General features: G+C 50.4%; 14 protein-coding genes. 11 read left to right on the top strand and 3 right to left on the bottom strand.

The features are described from left to right. The first annotated feature begins 14 nt into the window (after positions 1 to 14). Positions 15 to 464, top strand: a complete 450-nt coding sequence (locus tag RDO88_RS01010) for a DUF6078 family protein (RefSeq protein ID WP_307757576.1) — start codon at positions 15 to 17, stop codon at positions 462 to 464. 353 nt (positions 465 to 817) lie between these two features. Here the strand turns inward: RDO88_RS01010 and RDO88_RS01005 are convergent, their stop codons facing one another. Beyond that, positions 818 to 1,459: a viroplasmin family protein gene (locus tag RDO88_RS01005; protein WP_307757575.1), complete on the bottom strand. Its 642-nt coding sequence runs from the start codon at positions 1,457 to 1,459 to the stop codon at positions 818 to 820. An 85-nt stretch (positions 1,460 to 1,544) separates the two neighbouring features. On the opposite strand from RDO88_RS01005, the gene RDO88_RS01000 reads away from it, so the two are divergent. The 5 genes from RDO88_RS01000 to RDO88_RS00980 all read left to right on the top strand — a co-directional run bounded on the left by RDO88_RS01000 (position 1,545) and on the right by RDO88_RS00980 (position 5,995). Beyond that, entirely contained in the window at positions 1,545 to 2,072 is a 528-nt protein-coding gene (locus RDO88_RS01000; protein WP_307757574.1) for a shikimate kinase, read from the top strand. A 112-nt stretch (positions 2,073 to 2,184) separates the two neighbouring features. After that, positions 2,185 to 4,077 (top strand): biosynthetic arginine decarboxylase, encoded by a 1,893-nt coding sequence (gene speA, locus RDO88_RS00995; protein WP_307757573.1) that lies wholly within the window; start codon positions 2,185 to 2,187, stop codon positions 4,075 to 4,077. A gap of 97 nt (positions 4,078 to 4,174) precedes the next feature. Then, positions 4,175 to 4,948, top strand: a complete 774-nt coding sequence (gene argB, locus RDO88_RS00990) for an acetylglutamate kinase (RefSeq protein WP_307757572.1) — start codon at positions 4,175 to 4,177, stop codon at positions 4,946 to 4,948. Positions 4,949 to 5,010: 62 nt separating this feature from the next. Continuing rightward, entirely contained in the window at positions 5,011 to 5,520 is a 510-nt protein-coding gene (locus RDO88_RS00985) for a sigma-70 family RNA polymerase sigma factor (protein ID WP_307757571.1), read from the top strand. Continuing rightward, positions 5,510 to 5,995: a hypothetical protein gene (locus RDO88_RS00980; RefSeq protein WP_307757570.1), complete on the top strand. Its 486-nt coding sequence runs from the start codon at positions 5,510 to 5,512 to the stop codon at positions 5,993 to 5,995. Before RDO88_RS00985 ends, RDO88_RS00980 begins: the two co-directional genes overlap by 11 nt. A 278-nt stretch (positions 5,996 to 6,273) precedes the next feature. Here RDO88_RS00980 and RDO88_RS00975 read toward each other — a convergent pair whose 3' ends face one another. Then, on the bottom strand, positions 6,274 to 7,152 hold the full coding sequence (locus tag RDO88_RS00975; RefSeq protein WP_307757569.1) for a GIN domain-containing protein: 879 nt from the start codon (positions 7,150 to 7,152) through the stop codon (positions 6,274 to 6,276). A 275-nt stretch (positions 7,153 to 7,427) separates the two neighbouring features. On the opposite strand from RDO88_RS00975, the gene RDO88_RS00970 reads away from it, so the two are divergent. Next, positions 7,428 to 8,150: a YgjP-like metallopeptidase domain-containing protein gene (locus RDO88_RS00970; protein ID WP_307757568.1), complete on the top strand. Its 723-nt coding sequence runs from the start codon at positions 7,428 to 7,430 to the stop codon at positions 8,148 to 8,150. A gap of 10 nt (positions 8,151 to 8,160) precedes the next feature. Here the strand turns inward: RDO88_RS00970 and RDO88_RS00965 are convergent, their stop codons facing one another. Continuing rightward, positions 8,161 to 8,556 (bottom strand): hypothetical protein, encoded by a 396-nt coding sequence (locus tag RDO88_RS00965; protein ID WP_307757567.1) that lies wholly within the window; start codon positions 8,554 to 8,556, stop codon positions 8,161 to 8,163. A gap of 226 nt (positions 8,557 to 8,782) precedes the next feature. Here RDO88_RS00965 and RDO88_RS00960 point away from each other — a divergent pair, with 226 nt between their 5' ends. The 4 genes from RDO88_RS00960 to RDO88_RS00945 all read left to right on the top strand — a co-directional run bounded on the left by RDO88_RS00960 (position 8,783) and on the right by RDO88_RS00945 (position 18,022). Continuing rightward, positions 8,783 to 11,122, top strand: a complete 2,340-nt coding sequence (locus RDO88_RS00960) for a glycoside hydrolase family 3 N-terminal domain-containing protein (RefSeq protein WP_307757566.1) — start codon at positions 8,783 to 8,785, stop codon at positions 11,120 to 11,122. 26 nt (positions 11,123 to 11,148) lie between these two features. Next, positions 11,149 to 12,330: a DUF418 domain-containing protein gene (locus RDO88_RS00955; protein WP_307757565.1), complete on the top strand. Its 1,182-nt coding sequence runs from the start codon at positions 11,149 to 11,151 to the stop codon at positions 12,328 to 12,330. Between the two features lie 298 nt (positions 12,331 to 12,628). Then, complete coding sequence (locus RDO88_RS00950; protein WP_307757564.1) at positions 12,629 to 16,726, top strand: two-component regulator propeller domain-containing protein; 4,098 nt, start codon at positions 12,629 to 12,631, stop codon at positions 16,724 to 16,726. A 189-nt stretch (positions 16,727 to 16,915) separates the two neighbouring features. After that, on the top strand, positions 16,916 to 18,022 hold the full coding sequence (locus RDO88_RS00945; RefSeq protein WP_374043880.1) for a glycoside hydrolase family 105 protein: 1,107 nt from the start codon (positions 16,916 to 16,918) through the stop codon (positions 18,020 to 18,022). The last annotated feature ends 137 nt before the right edge of the window (positions 18,023 to 18,159 follow it).

The following is an 18,159-nucleotide window of genomic DNA, read 5'->3' as shown; positions in this document are numbered from 1 at the left end:
CATCTTTTTTGCCTATGATAACCGATTTCGACTACAATGAACTGCCCGCCTCCTACACCCTCTGTCTGCACGAGGGCTGTCCGCGGGCTGCACAGTGCCTGCGTTGTGCGCTGGGGCTTGGTGTGCCGGCCGAGCGTACGTTCATCCACATCCTGTCGCCTGCCGCCGCCCGTCGTCTGGCAGGAGACCAGTGTCCCCACTTCCGTCCCATCGTGAAGTATTCCTATGCGCGGGGCATCGAAAGCTTGCTGCGCCAGCTGCGTTCTTTCCCCTACGACGATGCCGTCTGGATAAAGGATAAAGTGTATAACTTTTTCGGTCGTTGGAAATACTATGAAATCAAGCATGGCGACCGCCTGGTGACGCCCGAAGAGCAGGCGGAGATTCGGAAATACTTCCTCAAGCGCGGCATTACCGCCGAACCTTCCTTCGACGAGCGGATTGAACAGTTTAGTTTTGTATAACGCTGATAATCAGTGTTGATTTTTTCAGGTGGCACTTCTGAAAAACCTGAAAAGTTTTCAGGTGACATTCAGTCGTTACCTGAAAGCCTTTCAGGTAGGGACTGAAGGGTCTTCAGGTAGGGACTGAAAGGTCTTCAGGTACGGACCTGAAAAAGCTTCAGGTCGCACCTGAAAAGATGGAAGGGTAGGAGGGGAGGGGCGGAAGAAGATTTTACTTGCTTAATTTGAGGAGTGTTTGTTGTGATTTATTAAATTGAAAAATCTGAAGAAGATAGAATATGTGGAAGAACACTAAAAGAATGCATTCTGTTTACATTGAGTGCCAATAAGACTTTCCCGTCAGATACCTCTGCCTATTTCCGCCCGAAGTCGGCCGGCACCTCGCCCCACTTCTCCGTCTCCCACTTCAGGATGGGCGTGGTGTAGGTATTCTCGCGCAGCCACTTCTCGGCCCGTTCGATGAGTTGGAACAGGGCCTCGGTGCGCGGTTCGCGGGGGAGCTTGGTCTTGCACCGCTTTTGCTTTACCCAGCTGATGGCGTTGCGGCTGTCGCTGTAGATGGGCATGTCGAATCCCTTCTGCTTCAGCAGGGCGAGGCCGTGGACGATGGCCAGAAATTCGCCGATGTTGTTCGTGCCATAGACGGGGCCGTAGTGGAACACCTGCTGGCGCGAGGCCACGTGCACGCCGCGGTACTCCATCTGCCCCGGGTTGCCGCTGCAAGCCGCATCCACGGCCAGGCTGTTCTCCACCACCTCGGGCGGCAGCGGACCGTCTGTCCGGGAGGGTTTCTGTATCTGCTCGGTGGAGGTTTTGGGGCTGATGTAGTCGTGGGGCGACGAGGCGAAGGCCCGCTCGGCCTCCTCCCGTGTGTCGAACGACTTGAACCGCGCGCCCTCATAGCCTTTGGTCTGCAGCTGGCAGTCCGTCCAGCTGTCATAGATGCCGGGAGCGACGCCGGCCCATACGACGTAGTATTTCTGTTTCTTTTTCATGCGGCAAAGGTACAAATATTTCCCGTTTCCGGCTCTGCACGTTGCAGAATTGCTTACCTTTGCCCGCAAATCACAGGCTGTTATTATGATACGCATCTTTTTGACCGGCTACATGGGTGCCGGAAAGACTACCCTTGGCAAGGCCTTCGCCCGGGAACTGGGGCTGACCTTCATCGACCTCGACTGGTACATCGAGGAGCGTTTCCACCGCACCGTCTCCGAGCTTTTCCGCGAGCGGGGCGAGAACGGCTTCCGCCAGCTGGAGCGCAACATGCTGCACGAGGCGGGCGAGTTCGAGGACGTCGTCATCTCCACCGGAGGCGGCACGCCGTGCTTCTTCGACAACATGGACTACATGAACCGCCAGGGGCAGACGGTGTTTCTCGATGTGCCCGTCGACGTGCTCTTCCGCCGCCTGCGTGTGGCCACCCAGCAACGGCCCATCCTGCGGGGCAAGACGGACGACGAGCTGCGTGTCTTCATCGGCAGTGCGCTGGAGGGCCGCATGCCCCACTATAGCCAGGCCCGTTACCGTTTCGACGGCAGCCGGCTGGAAGACCGTCATCAGATAGCGGAGTCGGTCGGTAGTCTGCGTCGCCTGTTGGAACTGTAAAATCTTTGTCATTCATGTGTATTTTCGGCCGTAAAGGCTGGTTTTACGGGATTTATATGTATTTTTGTCCACCAAATAGTTAAACCTAATTTAAACTGCTAAGTAACAGACAATGAGAAAATGGCGTATTGAAGATTCGGAAGAGCTGTACAACATCACGGGTTGGGGCACTTCCTACTTTGGTATCAACGAGAAAGGGCATGTAGTGGTAACCCCCCGCAAGGACGGTGTGGAAGTTGATCTGAAGGAACTGGTCGACGAGCTCCAGCTGCGCGACGTGACGGCTCCCATGCTGGTGCGCTTTCCCGACATACTGGACAACCGCATCGAGAAGGTGTCCTGCTGCTTCCAGAAGGCAGCCGAAGAGTATGGTTACAAGGGTGAGAACTTCATCATTTATCCCATCAAGGTGAACCAGATGCGTCCCGTCGTGGAAGAGATGATCAACCACGGGAAGAAGTTCAACCTCGGCCTGGAGGCAGGTTCGAAACCCGAACTGCATGCCGTCATTGCCGTCAATACCGACCCCGAGTCGCTCGTGGTGTGCAATGGCTACAAGGACGAGAGCTTCATCGAGCTGGCCCTGCTGGCCCAGAAGATGGGCAAGCGCATCTTCCTCGTCGTCGAGAAGCTGAACGAGCTGAACCTCATCGCCAAGATGGCCAAGCAGCTCAAGGTGCGCCCCAACATCGGTATCCGCATCAAGCTGGCCTCCAGCGGTAGCGGCAAGTGGGAAGAGAGCGGCGGCGACGCCAGCAAGTTCGGCCTGACGTCCAGCGAACTTCTTGAGGCTCTCGACTTCCTCGAGAAGAAGGACATGAAGGACTGCCTGAAGCTGATTCACTTCCACATCGGCAGCCAGATTACCAAGATACGCCGCATCAAGAACGCCCTGCGCGAGGCATCGCAGTTCTATGTGCAGCTCCATAAGATGGGCTTCAACATAGAGTTCGTTGATACGGGCGGCGGCATGGGCGTGGACTATGACGGTACCCGCTCCAGCAACAGCGAAAGCTCTGTGAACTACTCCATACAGGAATACGTGAACGACGTCGTGTCGACCTTCGTCGATGCGGCCGACAAGCACGGCTTCCAGCATCCCAACATCATCACTGAGACGGGCCGCAGCCTGACCGCCCATCACTCCGTCCTCATCTTTGAGGTGCTGGAGACGGCTTCCCTGCCGCAGATGGACGACGACTGGGAGCCGGGTGAGGATGCCCACGAGCTGGTGAAGGAGCTCTACGACATCTGGGACAACCTGAGCCAGCGCAGCATGCTCGAGCCCTGGCACGATGCCCAGCAGATACGCGAGGAGGCGCTCGACCTCTTCAGCCACGGCATCGTGGACTTGAACACCCGTGCTCAGATTGAGAAGCTCTATTGGAGCATCTGTCGCGAAATCAACTCCATCGCCAGCGGGCTGAAGCACTGCCCCGAGGAGTTCCGAAAGCTGAACAAGCTGCTGGCCGACAAGTACTTCTGCAACTTCTCGCTCTTCCAGTCGCTGCCCGACTCGTGGGCCATCGACCAGATGTTCCCCATCATGCCCATCCAGCGCCTGGACGAGAAACCCGACCGCGAGGCTACGCTTCAGGACATGACGTGCGATTCCGATGGCAAGATTGCCAACTTCGTCACTTCCCGTCCCGATGCTACCACCTTGCCTCTGCACTCCCTGCGCGACAAGGAACACTACTATGTGGCTGTTTTCCTTGTAGGTGCCTATCAGGAAATCTTGGGCGACATGCACAACCTCTTCGGTGATACGAATGCCGTGCACGTTTCTGTCAACTCCAAGGGTTACTCCATCGATCAGCTCATCGACGGTGAGACGGTGGCCGAGGTGCTCGACTATGTGCAATACAACCCCAAGAAGCTGGTACGCAAGCTCGAGACATGGGTGACCCAGTCCGTCAAGGAAGGCCGCATTTCGCTCGAGGAAGGCAAGGAGTTCCTGGCCAACTACCGTTCGGGTCTGTACGGATATACTTATTTGGAATAAAGTAATTTTCACCACAGAGGACACAGAGTGGCACAGAGGGAGAAGAAAACTCTGTGAAACTCTGTGGCCTCTGTGGTGAACTCATATATAAAGGAATATGAAAGAAAAACTCACACTCATCAAAGTAGGCGGCAAGATTGTAGAGGAGGAAGCGACCCTCCATCAATTGTTGGACGACTTTGCCGCCATTGAAGGCCGAAAGGTGCTGGTGCATGGTGGAGGCCGCTCGGCCACGAAGTTGGCCGAACGCCTGGGCATCGAGAGCCGCATGGTGAACGGCCGCCGCATCACCGATGCCGAGACGCTGAAGGTCGTGACGATGGTCTATGGCGGATTGGTGAACAAGAACATTGTGGCCGGTCTACAGGCCCGTGGCGTCAATGCACTGGGACTGACGGGAGCCGATATGGATGTCATCCGCTCCGTGAAACGCCCTGTGAAGGACATCGACTACGGTTTTGTGGGCGACGTGAAGCAAGTCAATGCCACGCTGCTGGGTGACCTGATTGCCAAAGGGGTGGTGCCCGTTATGGCTCCCCTGACTCACGACGGAGAAGGTCACATGCTCAACACCAATGCCGATACCATTGCGGGCGAAACGGCCAAGGCTTTGGCAACCCTGTTTGATGTTACACTGGTCTATTGCTTCGAAAAGAAAGGAGTGCTGCGCGACGAAAACGACGACGACAGCGTCATCCCCACTATCAATCCGGCCGAATTCAAGCAGCTGGTGGCCGAGGGCGTGATACAGGGTGGCATGATTCCCAAGCTGGAGAACTCTTTCGAGGCTTTGGAAGCTGGTGTATCCGAGGTCGTAATTACCTTGGCATCAGCCATAAACGGACAGGGAGGCACCCGTATCCGAAAATAATTTGAAAAAAAGTGGCTGTCTGCTGTAACTTTTATCCCGCTGAACCGTCAATTCATTAGAAGATGCAGAAAATCGACTTTCGTAACGACATTCTTCCGCTGAAGGACAAACTCTTTCGGCTTGCCCTGCGGATTACGTTCGACAGGGCAGAGGCAGAAGATATCGTGCAGGAGACGATGATACGCGTCTGGAACAAGCGCGACGAGTGGGACGGGCTGGAGTCAGTAGAAGCCTATTGCCTGACGGTAGCCCGTAATTTGGCCATCGACCGCAGTGAGAAGAAAGACTCGCAGACGGTAGAGCTGACCCCCGAGGCCGAACAGACGCCCGATGCATCGAGCCCTTACGACCGGCTGGTGAACAAGGAACGGTTGAAACTGGTGCACCGACTGGTCAGTGAACTTCCCGAAAAGCAGCGCCTGATTATGCAGCTGCGCGACGTGAAGGGCAAAAGTTACAAGGAAATAGCCGTTGCTCTGCACCTGACGGAAGAGCAGGTCAAGGTAAACCTGTTCAGGGCAAGGCAGAAAGTGAAACAGAAATTTATAGATATAGACAGTTATGGACTCTAACTATATAGAACAATTATTGGAACGTTACTGGCAGTGCGAGACTTCTCAGGAAGAAGAAGCACAGCTCCGTTCGTTCTTCAATAGTGAAGACGTGCCTGCGCACCTGCTCCGCTACAAGGATTTGTTCGTATATCAGGAGTTTCTGCAACAGGACGGTTTGGGCGAGGACTTCGACCAGAAGGTGTTGGCGCAGGTGGAAGTGCCTGTGGTCAAGGCTCGTCGTATGACGCTGATGTCGCGCTTCATGCCGTTGGTCAAGGCGGCTGCTGTGATTGCTCTGATGTTTTCATTGGGCAATGTCATGCAGCATTCTGTTTTCGACAATGGCGGTGCTGTCGTTTCGCCCGATACCATAGGAAAGCAGATGTCTGCACCGTCTGTAGCGCTTTCGGACAATCCTTCCGAAAGTCATGAGAAGCAGTTGATGGACAGCCTGACTCGTGGAAACAAGAAGACGGAGGCCGAAAAGAAATGAATTTTCATTGTTTTTAAATATACATTTTCATTTGCTTTAAAAAATAGTTAGTGTGCTTTATTAAAACGACTTGAGGCTGTGAAGTTTCAATTCTCTCAAAATCTTATAAAAACTAACTAAAATAAATGGGATGCCGCGTGATGCAGCGTCCCTTTATTTTTTTAGTAAGGCAAAGCCATAAAAAAAGAAGGCCCGATGAACGGACCTTCCCTTGTTAGAGAGTTTTGTCTGCCCACAGGCAGAAGTCAGAGAGAATTTGTCGGTTTAGTTGGTTGTTTTTATAACTTGTACAGTTTCTTTTTTTCTGGATAGTCCAGTTCCGGATCGCCTTTGTAGCCGATACTGCCACTACCGCTGACACGCGCTTTCAGATACTCTACAGCATGGCACTTGATGTCGCCCGATCCTGCTACACTGGCTGTTACACGCTGTACACTGAAGTTGTCGGCATAGAGGTCGCCCGATCCTGCCACACTATAATTGGCCTTGTCTGCACTGCCGCTGATTTTTACGGTACCCGATCCTGCTACGCTGGCATTGGCTGATGTAACCTGGACGTTTTCAATCTTCAGGTCACCCGATCCTGCTACGGAGATGTTCAGGTCGGTTGCTTTGAGCTGTTTGCACTCGATGTCGCCCGACCCCGCTACATTGGCTGTGAATCCTTGTGTGCATTGTATGTTGCTGGCTGTGATGTCACCCGAGCCTGCCACGTTCATCTTCAGCTGGTCGGTTTTCAGGCCGTTGGTGAAGTCGAAGTCGCCCGATCCGGCTACGCTGACTGCATTCAGGTCTTCCGATGTCACGCGGATTTCCAGCTTGTTGTAGGCTACCTTCACATTCTTTTTGAATCCCAGGTTCAGCTTTCCGTCTTTGACGTAGATGTCGAGCAGGTCGACAATGTTGTCCGATGTATAGATTTCCACTTTCGGCTTGCCCGCTTGTTGTGTGTAGGTGACGTCGAGGCTGCCGCCGACGGCTATCTGGTCGAAGTCGTTGACCTTGATCTGTTTGGTTACGTAGTTTTTGCTTGCTTTGACTTCCTTGCCGCCCAGCCAGCTGCAGCCTGTGTTGAAGTGGTGGGAATACGATTGTGCGCACGCGCTTAAAACGGTTGCCAGCAGGAAGATAGAGGTAAGTGTTGTAAACTTTTTCATATTCGTTGGTATTTTAAATGTTATTCTCTTGCTTTATCTATTAGACGAAAGCCGGGTGCCGAACGTTGCAACGGCTGGCGTCTTTTTTTGTTTTTATTTTCTGCTTGTGTAGATGCAAGAAGCGTACCAGAAATGTAAACGTCTGATTATGAGTAAAGATTGGAAAAGTGAATTGTTCATAATCGGACAGTGTGTTCGTTTTTGTGCACAAAAGTTTTGTAGTTTTGTGCGGAAGTTCGTTCATTTGCAGACGAAATCCAGCAGAAACAAGGATAATGGAAAGCAAACAACGATGCATGACGGGCCAGTCGGTTACCGATGCCGAACTGGGAACTGTCGCGGTGCGGGTCAATCCTCGTGCCCGCCGTCTGATATTTCGGGCGGTGGAGGGAGGTTTTGTAGCAACCGTCCCTTTGGGAGCGACGTGGGGAGATGTGGCGAAAGGATTGGAAACCTTGCGTCCCCGCCTGCGTGAAGCACAGGCACGTCGAAGCGAAAAGCTGATAGACTTGAACTATCGGATTGAGGCGGAGCACTTCAAACTGACGCTGGTAGAGAGGGATACCCGGCGGTTTCAGGCACGTTCGGAGCTGGGGGCGATGCAGATTCTCTGCCCAAGGGATACCGATTTTTCCAATCCCCAGCTTCAAGTCTGGCTGAAGAAGGTGATAGGCGAGGCCTTGCGGAAGAATGCCAAGCTGGTGTTGCCTCCCCGTCTGCATGCCTTGTCGAAGCGGCATGGCTTGCCTTTCCACGAGGTTAAGATAAACTCCAGCTCCGGCCGTTGGGGTAGTTGCTCCACGCGTAAGGACATCAACCTGTCCTATTACTTGCTGCTCCTGCCGCAACACCTCATCGACTATGTGCTGTTGCATGAACTGACACATACGCGTGTCATGAACCACAGTGCGGAATTCTGGGAGATGCTCGACCGCCTGACCGACGGCCGATGTGAGGCCTTGAGGCGGGAACTGAAGGAATTCTCCGCCTCTTTATAAGGTAAGGGGATTATTCTTGAGGCAGCTGCTTCACCCCGTCGCCTTCTTTCTCGAAACGATAAGTACCGCCTTTCTCGCTCAGTTCGAAGAGTGAAATTCGTTCGGTGGCATTGTCTACAATCATCAGGGCACTTTCTTCGTCGAAGCGTTTCACCTCGAGGTCGAAGGGCGTGCGGTCGATGGTCTTGTTCAGCAACAGGCTGTCGTTGATGTAGATGGATACGGAGTCGCCCTCAAAACCCTTGACCAGCGAGACGGTATAGTGTTCGGCATAGTGACGTTCTCCGTCCTTGCGCTGGAGGCGCATGCTCATGTAGGCGAAAAGGACAACCACGAAGATGACGGCAAAGGCCAGGATGCCGTTGCCTATCATGAATTGTTTGTTGGTGTTCAGGCGGTGGGTCATAGCAGTGTCTTTTCTTTTTTCTCGCGACAAATGTACCGATAATCTTCGAACTTTCGGCATGAAACAGCCATATTCTTGGATTGCGGCCGATTTTATTTGCATCGCCCGATAAATCTGTGTAAATTCGGCGGCTGAACCAAAGCAATGCTTTCCGCCAGAGAAAACACCGCTTTTCTCCTCGCAAAGCATTGCTTTCTGCCAAGGATTGCATAACGTACGAAATATCATGAAAAAGCATTGGATTCTGTCGCTGGCACTGGCGGCAAACGTATGGGTCGCTGAAGCCCAACAGGTGGCTCCGGCCATTCCCCGAGATGAAAAGATAGAGCGGCAGGTAGAAAGCCTGTTGCAGAAGATGACGCTCGACGAAAAGATCGGGCAGATGTGCGAACTCACCATCGATGTCCTGCAGGACCGTAGCGGCGGGCAGGGCGCGAAGGATTTCCGCCTGAGCGAGGCCAGGCTCGATTCGGTCTTCGGCAAGTACAAGGTGGGCTCCATCCTGAACGTGCCTCAGGGCAAGGCGCAACCTGTAGAGAAGTGGCAGGAAATCATCCGCCGCATTCAGGAGAAGTCGATGGAGGAGATCGGCATCCCCTGCATCTATGGCGTCGACCAGATACACGGCACCACCTATACACGGGGTGGCACCCTCTTTCCGCAAGGCATCAACATGGGTGCGGCCTTCAACCGCGAACTGACCCGCCGCGAGGCCGAAATCTCCGCCTACGAGACCAAGGCAGGCAGCATCCCCTGGACATACGCACCCGTCACCGACTTGGGGCGTGACGCACGCTGGCCCCGCATGTGGGAGAACTATGGCGAAGACTGCTACCTGAACGCCGAGATGGGACGCGAGTCGGTATTGGGTTTCCAAGGCGATGACCCCAACCACATCGGCCCCAACCACATTGCCGCCTGCATGAAGCACTACATGGGCTATGGCGTACCTGTGTCGGGCAAGGACCGTACGCCCTCGTCCATTACCGAACAGGACATGCGCGAGAAGCATTTTGCCCCCTATCTGGAAATGGTAAGGAACGGCGCCCTCTCCATCATGGTCAACTCGGCCATGAACAACGGCCTGCCCTTCCATGCCAACTACGAACTGCTGACCAAGTGGCTGAAGGAAGACCTCAACTGGGACGGCATGATTGTGACCGACTGGGCCGATATCAACAACCTTTATGCCCGCGACCACATAGCCAAAGACAAGAAAGAAGCCATCAAGCTGGCCATCAATGCCGGCATCGACATGTCGATGGATCCCTACAGCTGGGATTTCTGCATCCTGCTGAAGCAGCTGGTGCAGGAGGGCGAGGTGCCGATGAGCCGCATCGACGATGCCGTGCGCAGGGTGCTCCGCCTGAAGTACCGCCTCAATCTGTTCGAGAAACCCTATTATGACCTCAAGGACTACCCGCTCTTCGGCAGTGACGAACATGCCGCCGTGGCCCTGCATGCCGCCGAAGAGTCGCTGGTGCTGCTCAAGAACACAGACAACCTCCTGCCGCTGGCCAAGGGAAAGAAAATCCTGCTGACCGGTCCGAACGCCAACTCCATGCGCTGCCTTAACGGCGGTTGGTCGTACACTTGGCAGGGAAGCAATGCCGAGGACTGTTCAGAACCTTACAATACCATTCTCGAAGCTTTCATCAACAAGTTCGGTGCCGAAAATATCATTTACGAAGCCGGTGTGACCTATAACGAGAAGGGCAACTGGTGGGAAGAGAATACGCCCGAAATCGAGAAGGCCGTGACTGCCGCCGCCCAAGCCGACTATATCGTGGCCTGCATCGGCGAGAACTCCTATTGCGAGACGCCTGGCAATTTGAACGACCTCACCCTGTCTGCCAACCAACGCCGTCTGGTGCAGGCCCTGGCCGAGACGGGCAAGCCCCTTGTCCTGATACTGAACGAAGGCCGTCCGCGTATCATCGCCGACATTGAGCCACTCAGCAAAGCTGTTGTCAACATCATGCTGCCGGGTAACTATGGCGGCGATGCGCTGGCCAACCTGCTGGCAGGCGACGCCAACTTCAGCGGCAAGATGCCCTATACCTATCCCAAGTATCCTCATTCACTGGTGACCTACGACTACAAGCCGTGCGAACACATCGGCAAGCCGATGGAGGGCGCTTACAATTACGATGCGGCGGTCAACGTGCAATGGGCCTTCGGTTACGGACTCAGCTACACCACCTTTGCCTATAGCAACCTGCGGGTGGACAAGGAACACTTTACGGCCGACGACGTGCTCACCTTCACCGTCGATGTGAAGAATACAGGCCGTCGTGCGGGTAAGGAGAGCGTGCTGCTCTTCAGTAGCGACTTGGTAGCTTCGTTGACCCCCGACAACCGTCGCCTCCGCAATTTCGAGAAAGTCGAGCTCCAGCCGGGTGAAACCCACACCGTCACGCTGAAGCTGAAGGCTTCCGACCTGGCCTTTGTGGGCTATGATGGTCGTTGGGTACTCGAAGCGGGCGACTTCCGCATGCAGGCAGGTAATCAGGTGCTGGACATCACTTGCACAGAGACAAAGAAATGGGATACTCCGAATAAATGAACCGCCTTCAAAACGGCAGAAGAAAAATGAATCAGACACAGACAAACCGCATCGAAGTGGTCGACGCTCTGCGCGGCCTGGCCTTGTGTGCCATTGTGATTGTACATTGCTTTGAGCATTACAATCTGTATTACATTCCCGAGAGAGTTCCCCAGTGGCTGACGGCCTTGGACAAGGAAGTATGGAATACCACCTGGTTCTTGCTGGCGGGGAAGGCATTCTCTACCTTTTCCCTGCTTTTCGGCTTCAGTTTCTTCATCCAGCTCGACAATGCGGCCCGTCGGGGCATGCCTTTCAGGGGGCGGTTTGTCTGGCGCATGTTTCTGCTGCTGCTTTTCTCGCAGCTCCATTCCCTCTTCTACAACGGCGACATCCTGTTGCTCTATTCGGTAATGGGGCTTCTGCTGGTGGCTCTTTGCCGTCTGTCCAACCGTGTGGTACTGACGGTAGCCGTTATCATGATTCTTCAACCCTTGGAGTGGATTCGTCTGCTATGCGCTCTGTTGGATATCCCCTTCCTTGATTATGGAAACCATTGGCTGACCTATGCCAAGCTGGCCAAGCCTGTCATGGAGTCGGGTAATGTGTGGGAAGTCATCGCGTCGAACATCACTTACGGCCAGTTGTATGGTAATTTATGGCAGATAGAGAACGGCCGCATTTTCCAGATAGGCGGCTTGTTCCTCTTCGGCATGGTGGCCGGTCGGGAACAACTCTTCAGGAATACTCCGGCTTCCATACGCCGCTGGAAGTGGCTGGTGTTATGGGCTGCCGTGCTGTTTGTGCCTTTCCATATTGCGAGGAGTGCCTATCCGGCCTGGGTGGAGGGTTGCCCACGGCTGGCCATGCCGCTCGACATTGCCCTTCCTTCCATCAGTAACTTCCTGCTGATGGTGGTACTTGTCGGCCTATTCACCTTGGTTTGGTACGACCGTGGAGAAGGGTTCAAGTTTCAGCGTCTGTTCATTCCCTATGGCAGGATGAGCCTGACGAACTATATCCTTCAATCCATTATCGGTGTATCCCTGTTCTATGGTTTCGGTTTGGGATTGTATCGCTATACGGGTGCTACGGTCTGCCTGCTGATTGCTTTAGGTATCTTTACGCTTCAGCTCCTTTTCAGCCGCTGGTGGCTCGGACGTCACAGGCAGGGACCGTTGGAATGGGTATGGAAGAAGCTGACTTGGCTGGGGGCCCGCAGGGGTTGATAAAGACGGATGCCAAGCTCTCAGGGCGTTAAGTTATTTCTTCTTCCGCTTTTCTCTTTCCGTTCCCTGTGCCAGGGATGCCTTTTCACATTGCCGGAGAAATTTGTTCACATGCCATGTGAAAAGGTGTCTCTGGCACGGGGAATGGGGAAACCTGTTTTGTTTTGGAGAAAAGAATTGGGAGAAACTTCTTTTTGCCGATATGGAAAATTTGAAGGGGAAATATGATTGTACAATCGAAAAAGCTTGTATTTTTGTGAACTGATTCGGTGTTATACAAAAAATAAGTCATCTAATAATGAAACGCATCAACCTTTTGATAACCCTTATTGGGATTCTTTTCTTTCATACGGATTTGTATTCGTCTCCGGACTTTTATTTTTCCAATTTGAATCTGAAAGATGGCTTGTCACAGATTTCAGTTTTGGATATTCTCCAGGACTCCAAAGGCTATATGTGGTTTGCTACGCGCAATGGATTGAACCGTTATGACGGGAAAAATTTTGTAGTTTATAAAAATGACCCGAAGGACTCGTTGAGCTTGAGCAACAATCATATTTATTGTCTGGCAGAAGATTATAATCAGAATCTGTGGATTGGAACTTTTCACGGTTTGAATGTGTTGGATATGAAGACAAACAGAATGACACGCGTGGCCAACAGTCCGTATTGGGAACTTGAGGATATTGCAATCAATTGTCTGTTGGTCGATTCGCATGACCGTTTGTGGATAGGGACTGGACAAGGACTTTATATCTATGAGATACCAACAGGTAATTATCGTTCTTTTCAGCACATCGAAGAATTAAAGAATAAAGGTATTACTTCTATTTGCGAAACACACGACGGACAATTTTGGATAGGTACCTCTGGTGATGGGATATGGATCTGTAATCCGCAGTTACATGTGCAAAGGCATTTGACAGAGTCTTCACCCGATATTCGTTTGTCAGGAAACTCGGTCTCTGTAATTTATGAAGATGTGAAGGGTAATGTTTGGGTAGGCAGTAAGTATACAGGACTCTGCCGGATTAATTTACAACAAAATACAACTCACTTCTTTACGCAGTACAATAGTCCGCTGAACAGTAACAGTATCCGGCGGATTATAGAATATCAAGGACAGTTATTGATTGGAACTTTCGACGGATTGTACGTGTTGGATCTGAATACGGATGAGATTGTCCGACATTCGGATGTGTCGTTGAGACGTGGGTATTTAACGCATTTTTCCGTTTATGCCTTGTATGTGGACAAAAGTCAGACATTGTGGGTGGGAACCTACTCGGGTGGAGTAAACTGCTCCAGTGTTCTTAATGACAGATTTGTATTCCATGATCCCGCTTCTATCTTGAATACTTATTTAAGTGTATATGGCATTATGGCATGTGGAGCTGACGATGATGTGTATATTGCAACGGAGGGAGGAGGAATTCTTGTGTATGATTATAAGGATGGTTCGAAATATACTTATTATCCGATTGAAGGAAAAGCAGTTCAGAAATATAATCAGAATATGGTGAAATGCCCTTATTTGGAAGGGGATACTTTATGGTGTGGAACAGCTAAAGGAGCTATTTATCGGTTTGATCTAAAAAAGAAGCTTTATACGTTGGTTTATCGTCTGCCGGAAGAGACAGCAGCCATCTATTCAATATTGAGAGATAGGGCTGGGCGTATGTGGGTTGCCAATGCATCAGAAAAAGGATTGCTCTGTCGATGGCCGGATGGTAGGACACAGAAGGATTTCCAGACGGCTGATGGTCGGATTTTGCCGGCTTTCAGTGCTCGTTGTCTGTTTGAGTTGGCGCCGGATGTAATGCTGTTTGGTACCCGAAGTCATGGCTTGTTCAGGTATGACTTGTTGTCAAAGAAATATGAACATTATTATGCTGGTGGAAAGGGAAGTGCACATTTGTTGGACAATTATGTGACTTCTATCTTGAAAGATCAGCGTGGAAGAATCTGGATTGGCACATTTGGAGGCGGTATAGCCCTGTATGAGGATGGTAAAGGTATCATCAAATCGTATACAAAGGATCAGGGGGTGATTGATAACGAGGTTGCAGCTGTAGTTGAAGACAGAAAAGGTAATTTGTGGTTGTCTACTACCAGCGGAATTTCGTGTTTTAATCCTGAGGAGGAATCTTTTGTAAATTATCACTTGAATAATGGTATTGGAATAGAAGAATTTACACCTCATAGTGGTATTTTGTTGCCCAACGGTGAGATTGCCTTCGGAGGCAATAATGGTTTCATAACGTTCAATCCGGCAGAAATACAGCAAAATTCTTATGTACCTTCGTTGGTATTGAACAGTCTGACTATCAATAACCGGCTTATCAAGCCGCAGGATGAAACGGGTATTTTGAATGTTGTGTTGGATGATGTTGATAAAGTAAGTTTGGAGTATAACCAGAATAATTTGTCCATCGCTTACAGTGCCTTGAACTATGTGTTTTCGGACCAGAATCAGTATGCCACTTTTTTACATGGGTACGATAAGGAATGGCATTATATAGGTAATCGAACGGAAGCCTATTATACGAATCTCTCGCCTGGTACGTATGTGTTTGAGGTAAAGGCTGCCAATAACGACGGTGTGTGGCAGGAAAAAACCAGAAAGCTTGTGATTGAAATTCATCCGCCTCTGTGGAGAACCTGGTATGCCTATTCGTTTTATGTTGTTCTTGTGTTGACGGTTCTGGTCCTTATCATGTATTATGTCAGCAAGAAACAGAAGCTTGAGAGAGAACTGTACTATCAGCAACAATTGCAAAAGCAGCAGGATGAATTCCATGAAAACAAGATTCGTATGTTTACCAATTTCTCGCATGAATTGCGAACTCCGTTGACATTGGTCATTTCGCCATTGCAGGAACTGGTAGCAATGTCGGGATTGACGAGCGTTGTCCGTAACAAGTTGGATTTGGTTTATAGTAATGCCCAGCGTCTGTTGTTGTTGGTCAATCAGCTGTTGGATTTGAGAAAGAGTCAGGAAGGAAAGCTGGATTTGCACATATCCAAAAGCAATCTGATACCTTTCTTGGAAGAGATTCATTTGGCCTTCTCTCATTTGGCCATGAGGAAGTCCATTCATTTTGAGTTTGAGAAAGATGAGAGTTCTTTTTATGCCTGGTTCGATAAATCACTGGTTGAGAAGGTCGTTTTCAATCTTCTTTCCAATGCGATAAAGTTTACTCCCGATAATGGGCGCATCGTCTTGTCTTTGAAGAAATGTGGGTATCAAGAGATTCCGACAGAATTGCGGACAACATTACCGGCGGAAATACCGCAAGAGATGGAGTTTGCCCTCATTAGTGTTTCAGATAGTGGTTGTGGCATACCTGAGGAGGAATTGAAACACATATTCACTCCTTTCTATCAGGTAGAGGAGCAAGTGCCGGCAGAAGTAGGGACAGGCTTGGGGCTTAGTCTGGTACACACGATAGTCAAGTTACATCATGGTTGTATAACGGTCGATTCCAGCCCTTCAAAAGGTAGTGCGTTCACTGTATATATCCCTATTCTTTCTTCAGCCTATTCCGAGCAGGATATCGAAAGGGGCAGTTCGGTGGCGGATGAGGTGATTGTTTCTGGAGGAACGCATGAAAAGGTACCTGTCGGACGGAAATGGACGGTACTGCTGGTAGAAGACAATGCCGATGTACGTCAGTATGTGAAGGAATATCTGGAAGATTATTATTACATTGTGGAAGCAGATAATGGAGCAGATGCTTTGGAGTTGGCTTTACAGAAATATCCAGACTTGGTGTTGAGCGACATTATGATGCCTAAAATGGACGGTCTGGAGTTGTGCAGACGCATTAAGGATGATATTCAGCTGGAGCATATTCCGGTAGTTCTGATGACAGCCAAGTCGATGGTAGAACATATCAAAGAAGGTTTCTCGGTAGGGGCTGATGACTACATTGTGAAGCCTTTCAACATTGAAATTCTGGTAAGCCGATTGCAAAACATTCTTTTATCGCGAGAAAAATTGAAAAAACTGTATGGCAAAAAGTTTGCTCCTGATGCCATGGGTATTGAGATTGTATCGGGCGATGACCGCTTTACCCAAAAACTGTTTGAAGTCATTGAAAAGAATATCTCCAATCCTGATTTGAATATTGATTTGTTAAGCTCCGAGTTGGGGTTGAGCAGGTCTAATCTGTATCGGAAACTGAAGGCTGTCACAGAATTGTCTCCGACAGAACTGATACGTAACAAAAGATTGGAAATCGCGGCCAAACTTTTGTTGGAGTCATCTTATACGATATCGGAGGTCGCAGTATATGCTGGGTTCAACAGTCATGCCTATTTTACCAGTTGTTTCAAGAACTTCTATGGCTATTCGCCTACGGAATGGGTACAGATGAAAAAAGATCAGGCTTGATCCAAATGGATCTGTCAGTTCTATATTGGGACGATATTGATAAGTTTCTGAATAGAATTGATAGAACATTTTGTGGGATTCCTCTATCTTTGTTTCGACAATTGATAAACAAACATAGATATTGATATTCTATCCATGAGAACATTGATCAAGACTTTTTGTGCGGCCGTATGCATGTCCGCAAGTGTAATGACTTATGCAGTAAATGGGGCAGGGCTGAATGTATCCCAAGTATCCGAAACTAAAACTGAAAACGTATGGAGCCGGCAGGCCGTTGAGCAACTGGGGAAAAAAGTTGCCGACTGGCAAATAAAGGAGTTCCCCAATACCCGACATGGAGCAAAAGACCAGCGAGGTTGGGTAGCTGGTGCATGGTATATGGGCTTGTGTGACTGGGCAGAGCTTTCAGGTGACTCCACGTATTACAACTGGATGAAAAAAACTTTCTCGGGACAACGTTGGCAATTGGGCAATCGCATGTATCATGCGGATGACTTTTGTGTAGCCCAAACTTACATAGATTTGTACGAAAAGTTTAAGGATAAGAACATGTTGGAGCCTACGTTGGCTCGTACAGAGTGGTTGGTGGGTCATCCTTCCAATGGAAGTGTAGATTTCAGAGTCCCTCATTTGCGTCAGGAACGTTGGACGTGGTGTGATGCCTTGTTTATGGCTCCTGCGGTATACACTCGTCTTTATCGCTTGACGGGCAATCGGAAATATATGCATTTTATGGATGCAGAGTTTAAAGCTACTTACAATCATCTGTACGACAAGGAGGAGAAGATGTTCTATCGGGACAGCCGTTACTTTGACCAGCGTGAAGCAAATGGTAAGAAAGTTTTCTGGGGACGGGGAAATGGTTGGGTCATTGCCGGCCTTGCCGAGATACTGAAAACTTTGCCGGAGGCTGACACTGAATTCCGTCCCTTTTATGAAGCATTGTTCGTGGAGTTTGCTACCCGTTTGGCCGGACTTCAGGGAAAAGACGGCTATTGGCATGCCAGTCTGCTCGATCCGGACAGCTATCCGTCGCCCGAAACCAGTTCGACAGGCTTCATCGTTTACGGCCTGGCGTATGGCATCAATCGTGGATATCTGCCGGCAAAAGATTTCTTGCCTGTTGTCAAAAAAGGGTGGCAGGCATTGACTGACGCAGTGGATCCGGATGGGAAATTATGTTGGGTACAACCTATCGGAGCCGACCCCAAGAAAGTGACACGCGAGATGACAGAACTTTACGGACCGGGTGCTTTCCTGATGGCTGCGTGCGAGATTTATAAATTGTGTGAGTAATTGATTTCAGATAGTTGGTAAGTAGTGCGATTTCAAAAAGCATTGCTTTGCCCTGCCTAAACCATTGTTTTCTCCAGCACAAAAGGCTGTTTTGTGTTCGGCGAAAGAATGGGTTGGGCAGGGCATTCCTTTTTTTA

This window comes from uncultured Mediterranea sp. (assembly GCF_902493215.1).
In the GTDB taxonomy this organism is placed as follows: domain Bacteria; phylum Bacteroidota; class Bacteroidia; order Bacteroidales; family Bacteroidaceae; genus Bacteroides.
Note: the sequence above shows the minus strand (reverse complement) of the source record. Positions and strands in the feature narration are given on the sequence as shown.

Excerpts from the sequence above, each read along its gene's own strand:
- RDO88_RS01010 (WP_307757576.1), top strand. The coding sequence starts at position 15 with ATGATAACCGATTTCGACTACAATGAACTGCCCGCCTCCTACACCCTC.
- RDO88_RS01005 (WP_307757575.1), bottom strand. The coding sequence starts at position 1,459 with ATGAAAAAGAAACAGAAATACTACGTCGTATGGGCCGGCGTCGCTCCC.
- RDO88_RS01000 (WP_307757574.1), top strand. The coding sequence starts at position 1,545 with ATGATACGCATCTTTTTGACCGGCTACATGGGTGCCGGAAAGACTACC.
- speA (WP_307757573.1), top strand. The coding sequence starts at position 2,185 with ATGAGAAAATGGCGTATTGAAGATTCGGAAGAGCTGTACAACATCACG.
- argB (WP_307757572.1), top strand. The coding sequence starts at position 4,175 with ATGAAAGAAAAACTCACACTCATCAAAGTAGGCGGCAAGATTGTAGAG.
- RDO88_RS00985 (WP_307757571.1), top strand. The coding sequence starts at position 5,011 with ATGCAGAAAATCGACTTTCGTAACGACATTCTTCCGCTGAAGGACAAA.
- RDO88_RS00980 (WP_307757570.1), top strand. The coding sequence starts at position 5,510 with ATGGACTCTAACTATATAGAACAATTATTGGAACGTTACTGGCAGTGC.
- RDO88_RS00975 (WP_307757569.1), bottom strand. The coding sequence starts at position 7,152 with ATGAAAAAGTTTACAACACTTACCTCTATCTTCCTGCTGGCAACCGTT.
- RDO88_RS00970 (WP_307757568.1), top strand. The coding sequence starts at position 7,428 with ATGGAAAGCAAACAACGATGCATGACGGGCCAGTCGGTTACCGATGCC.
- RDO88_RS00965 (WP_307757567.1), bottom strand. The coding sequence starts at position 8,556 with ATGACCCACCGCCTGAACACCAACAAACAATTCATGATAGGCAACGGC.
- RDO88_RS00960 (WP_307757566.1), top strand. The coding sequence starts at position 8,783 with ATGAAAAAGCATTGGATTCTGTCGCTGGCACTGGCGGCAAACGTATGG.
- RDO88_RS00955 (WP_307757565.1), top strand. The coding sequence starts at position 11,149 with ATGAATCAGACACAGACAAACCGCATCGAAGTGGTCGACGCTCTGCGC.
- RDO88_RS00950 (WP_307757564.1), top strand. The coding sequence starts at position 12,629 with ATGAAACGCATCAACCTTTTGATAACCCTTATTGGGATTCTTTTCTTT.
- RDO88_RS00945 (WP_374043880.1), top strand. The coding sequence starts at position 16,916 with ATGACTTATGCAGTAAATGGGGCAGGGCTGAATGTATCCCAAGTATCC.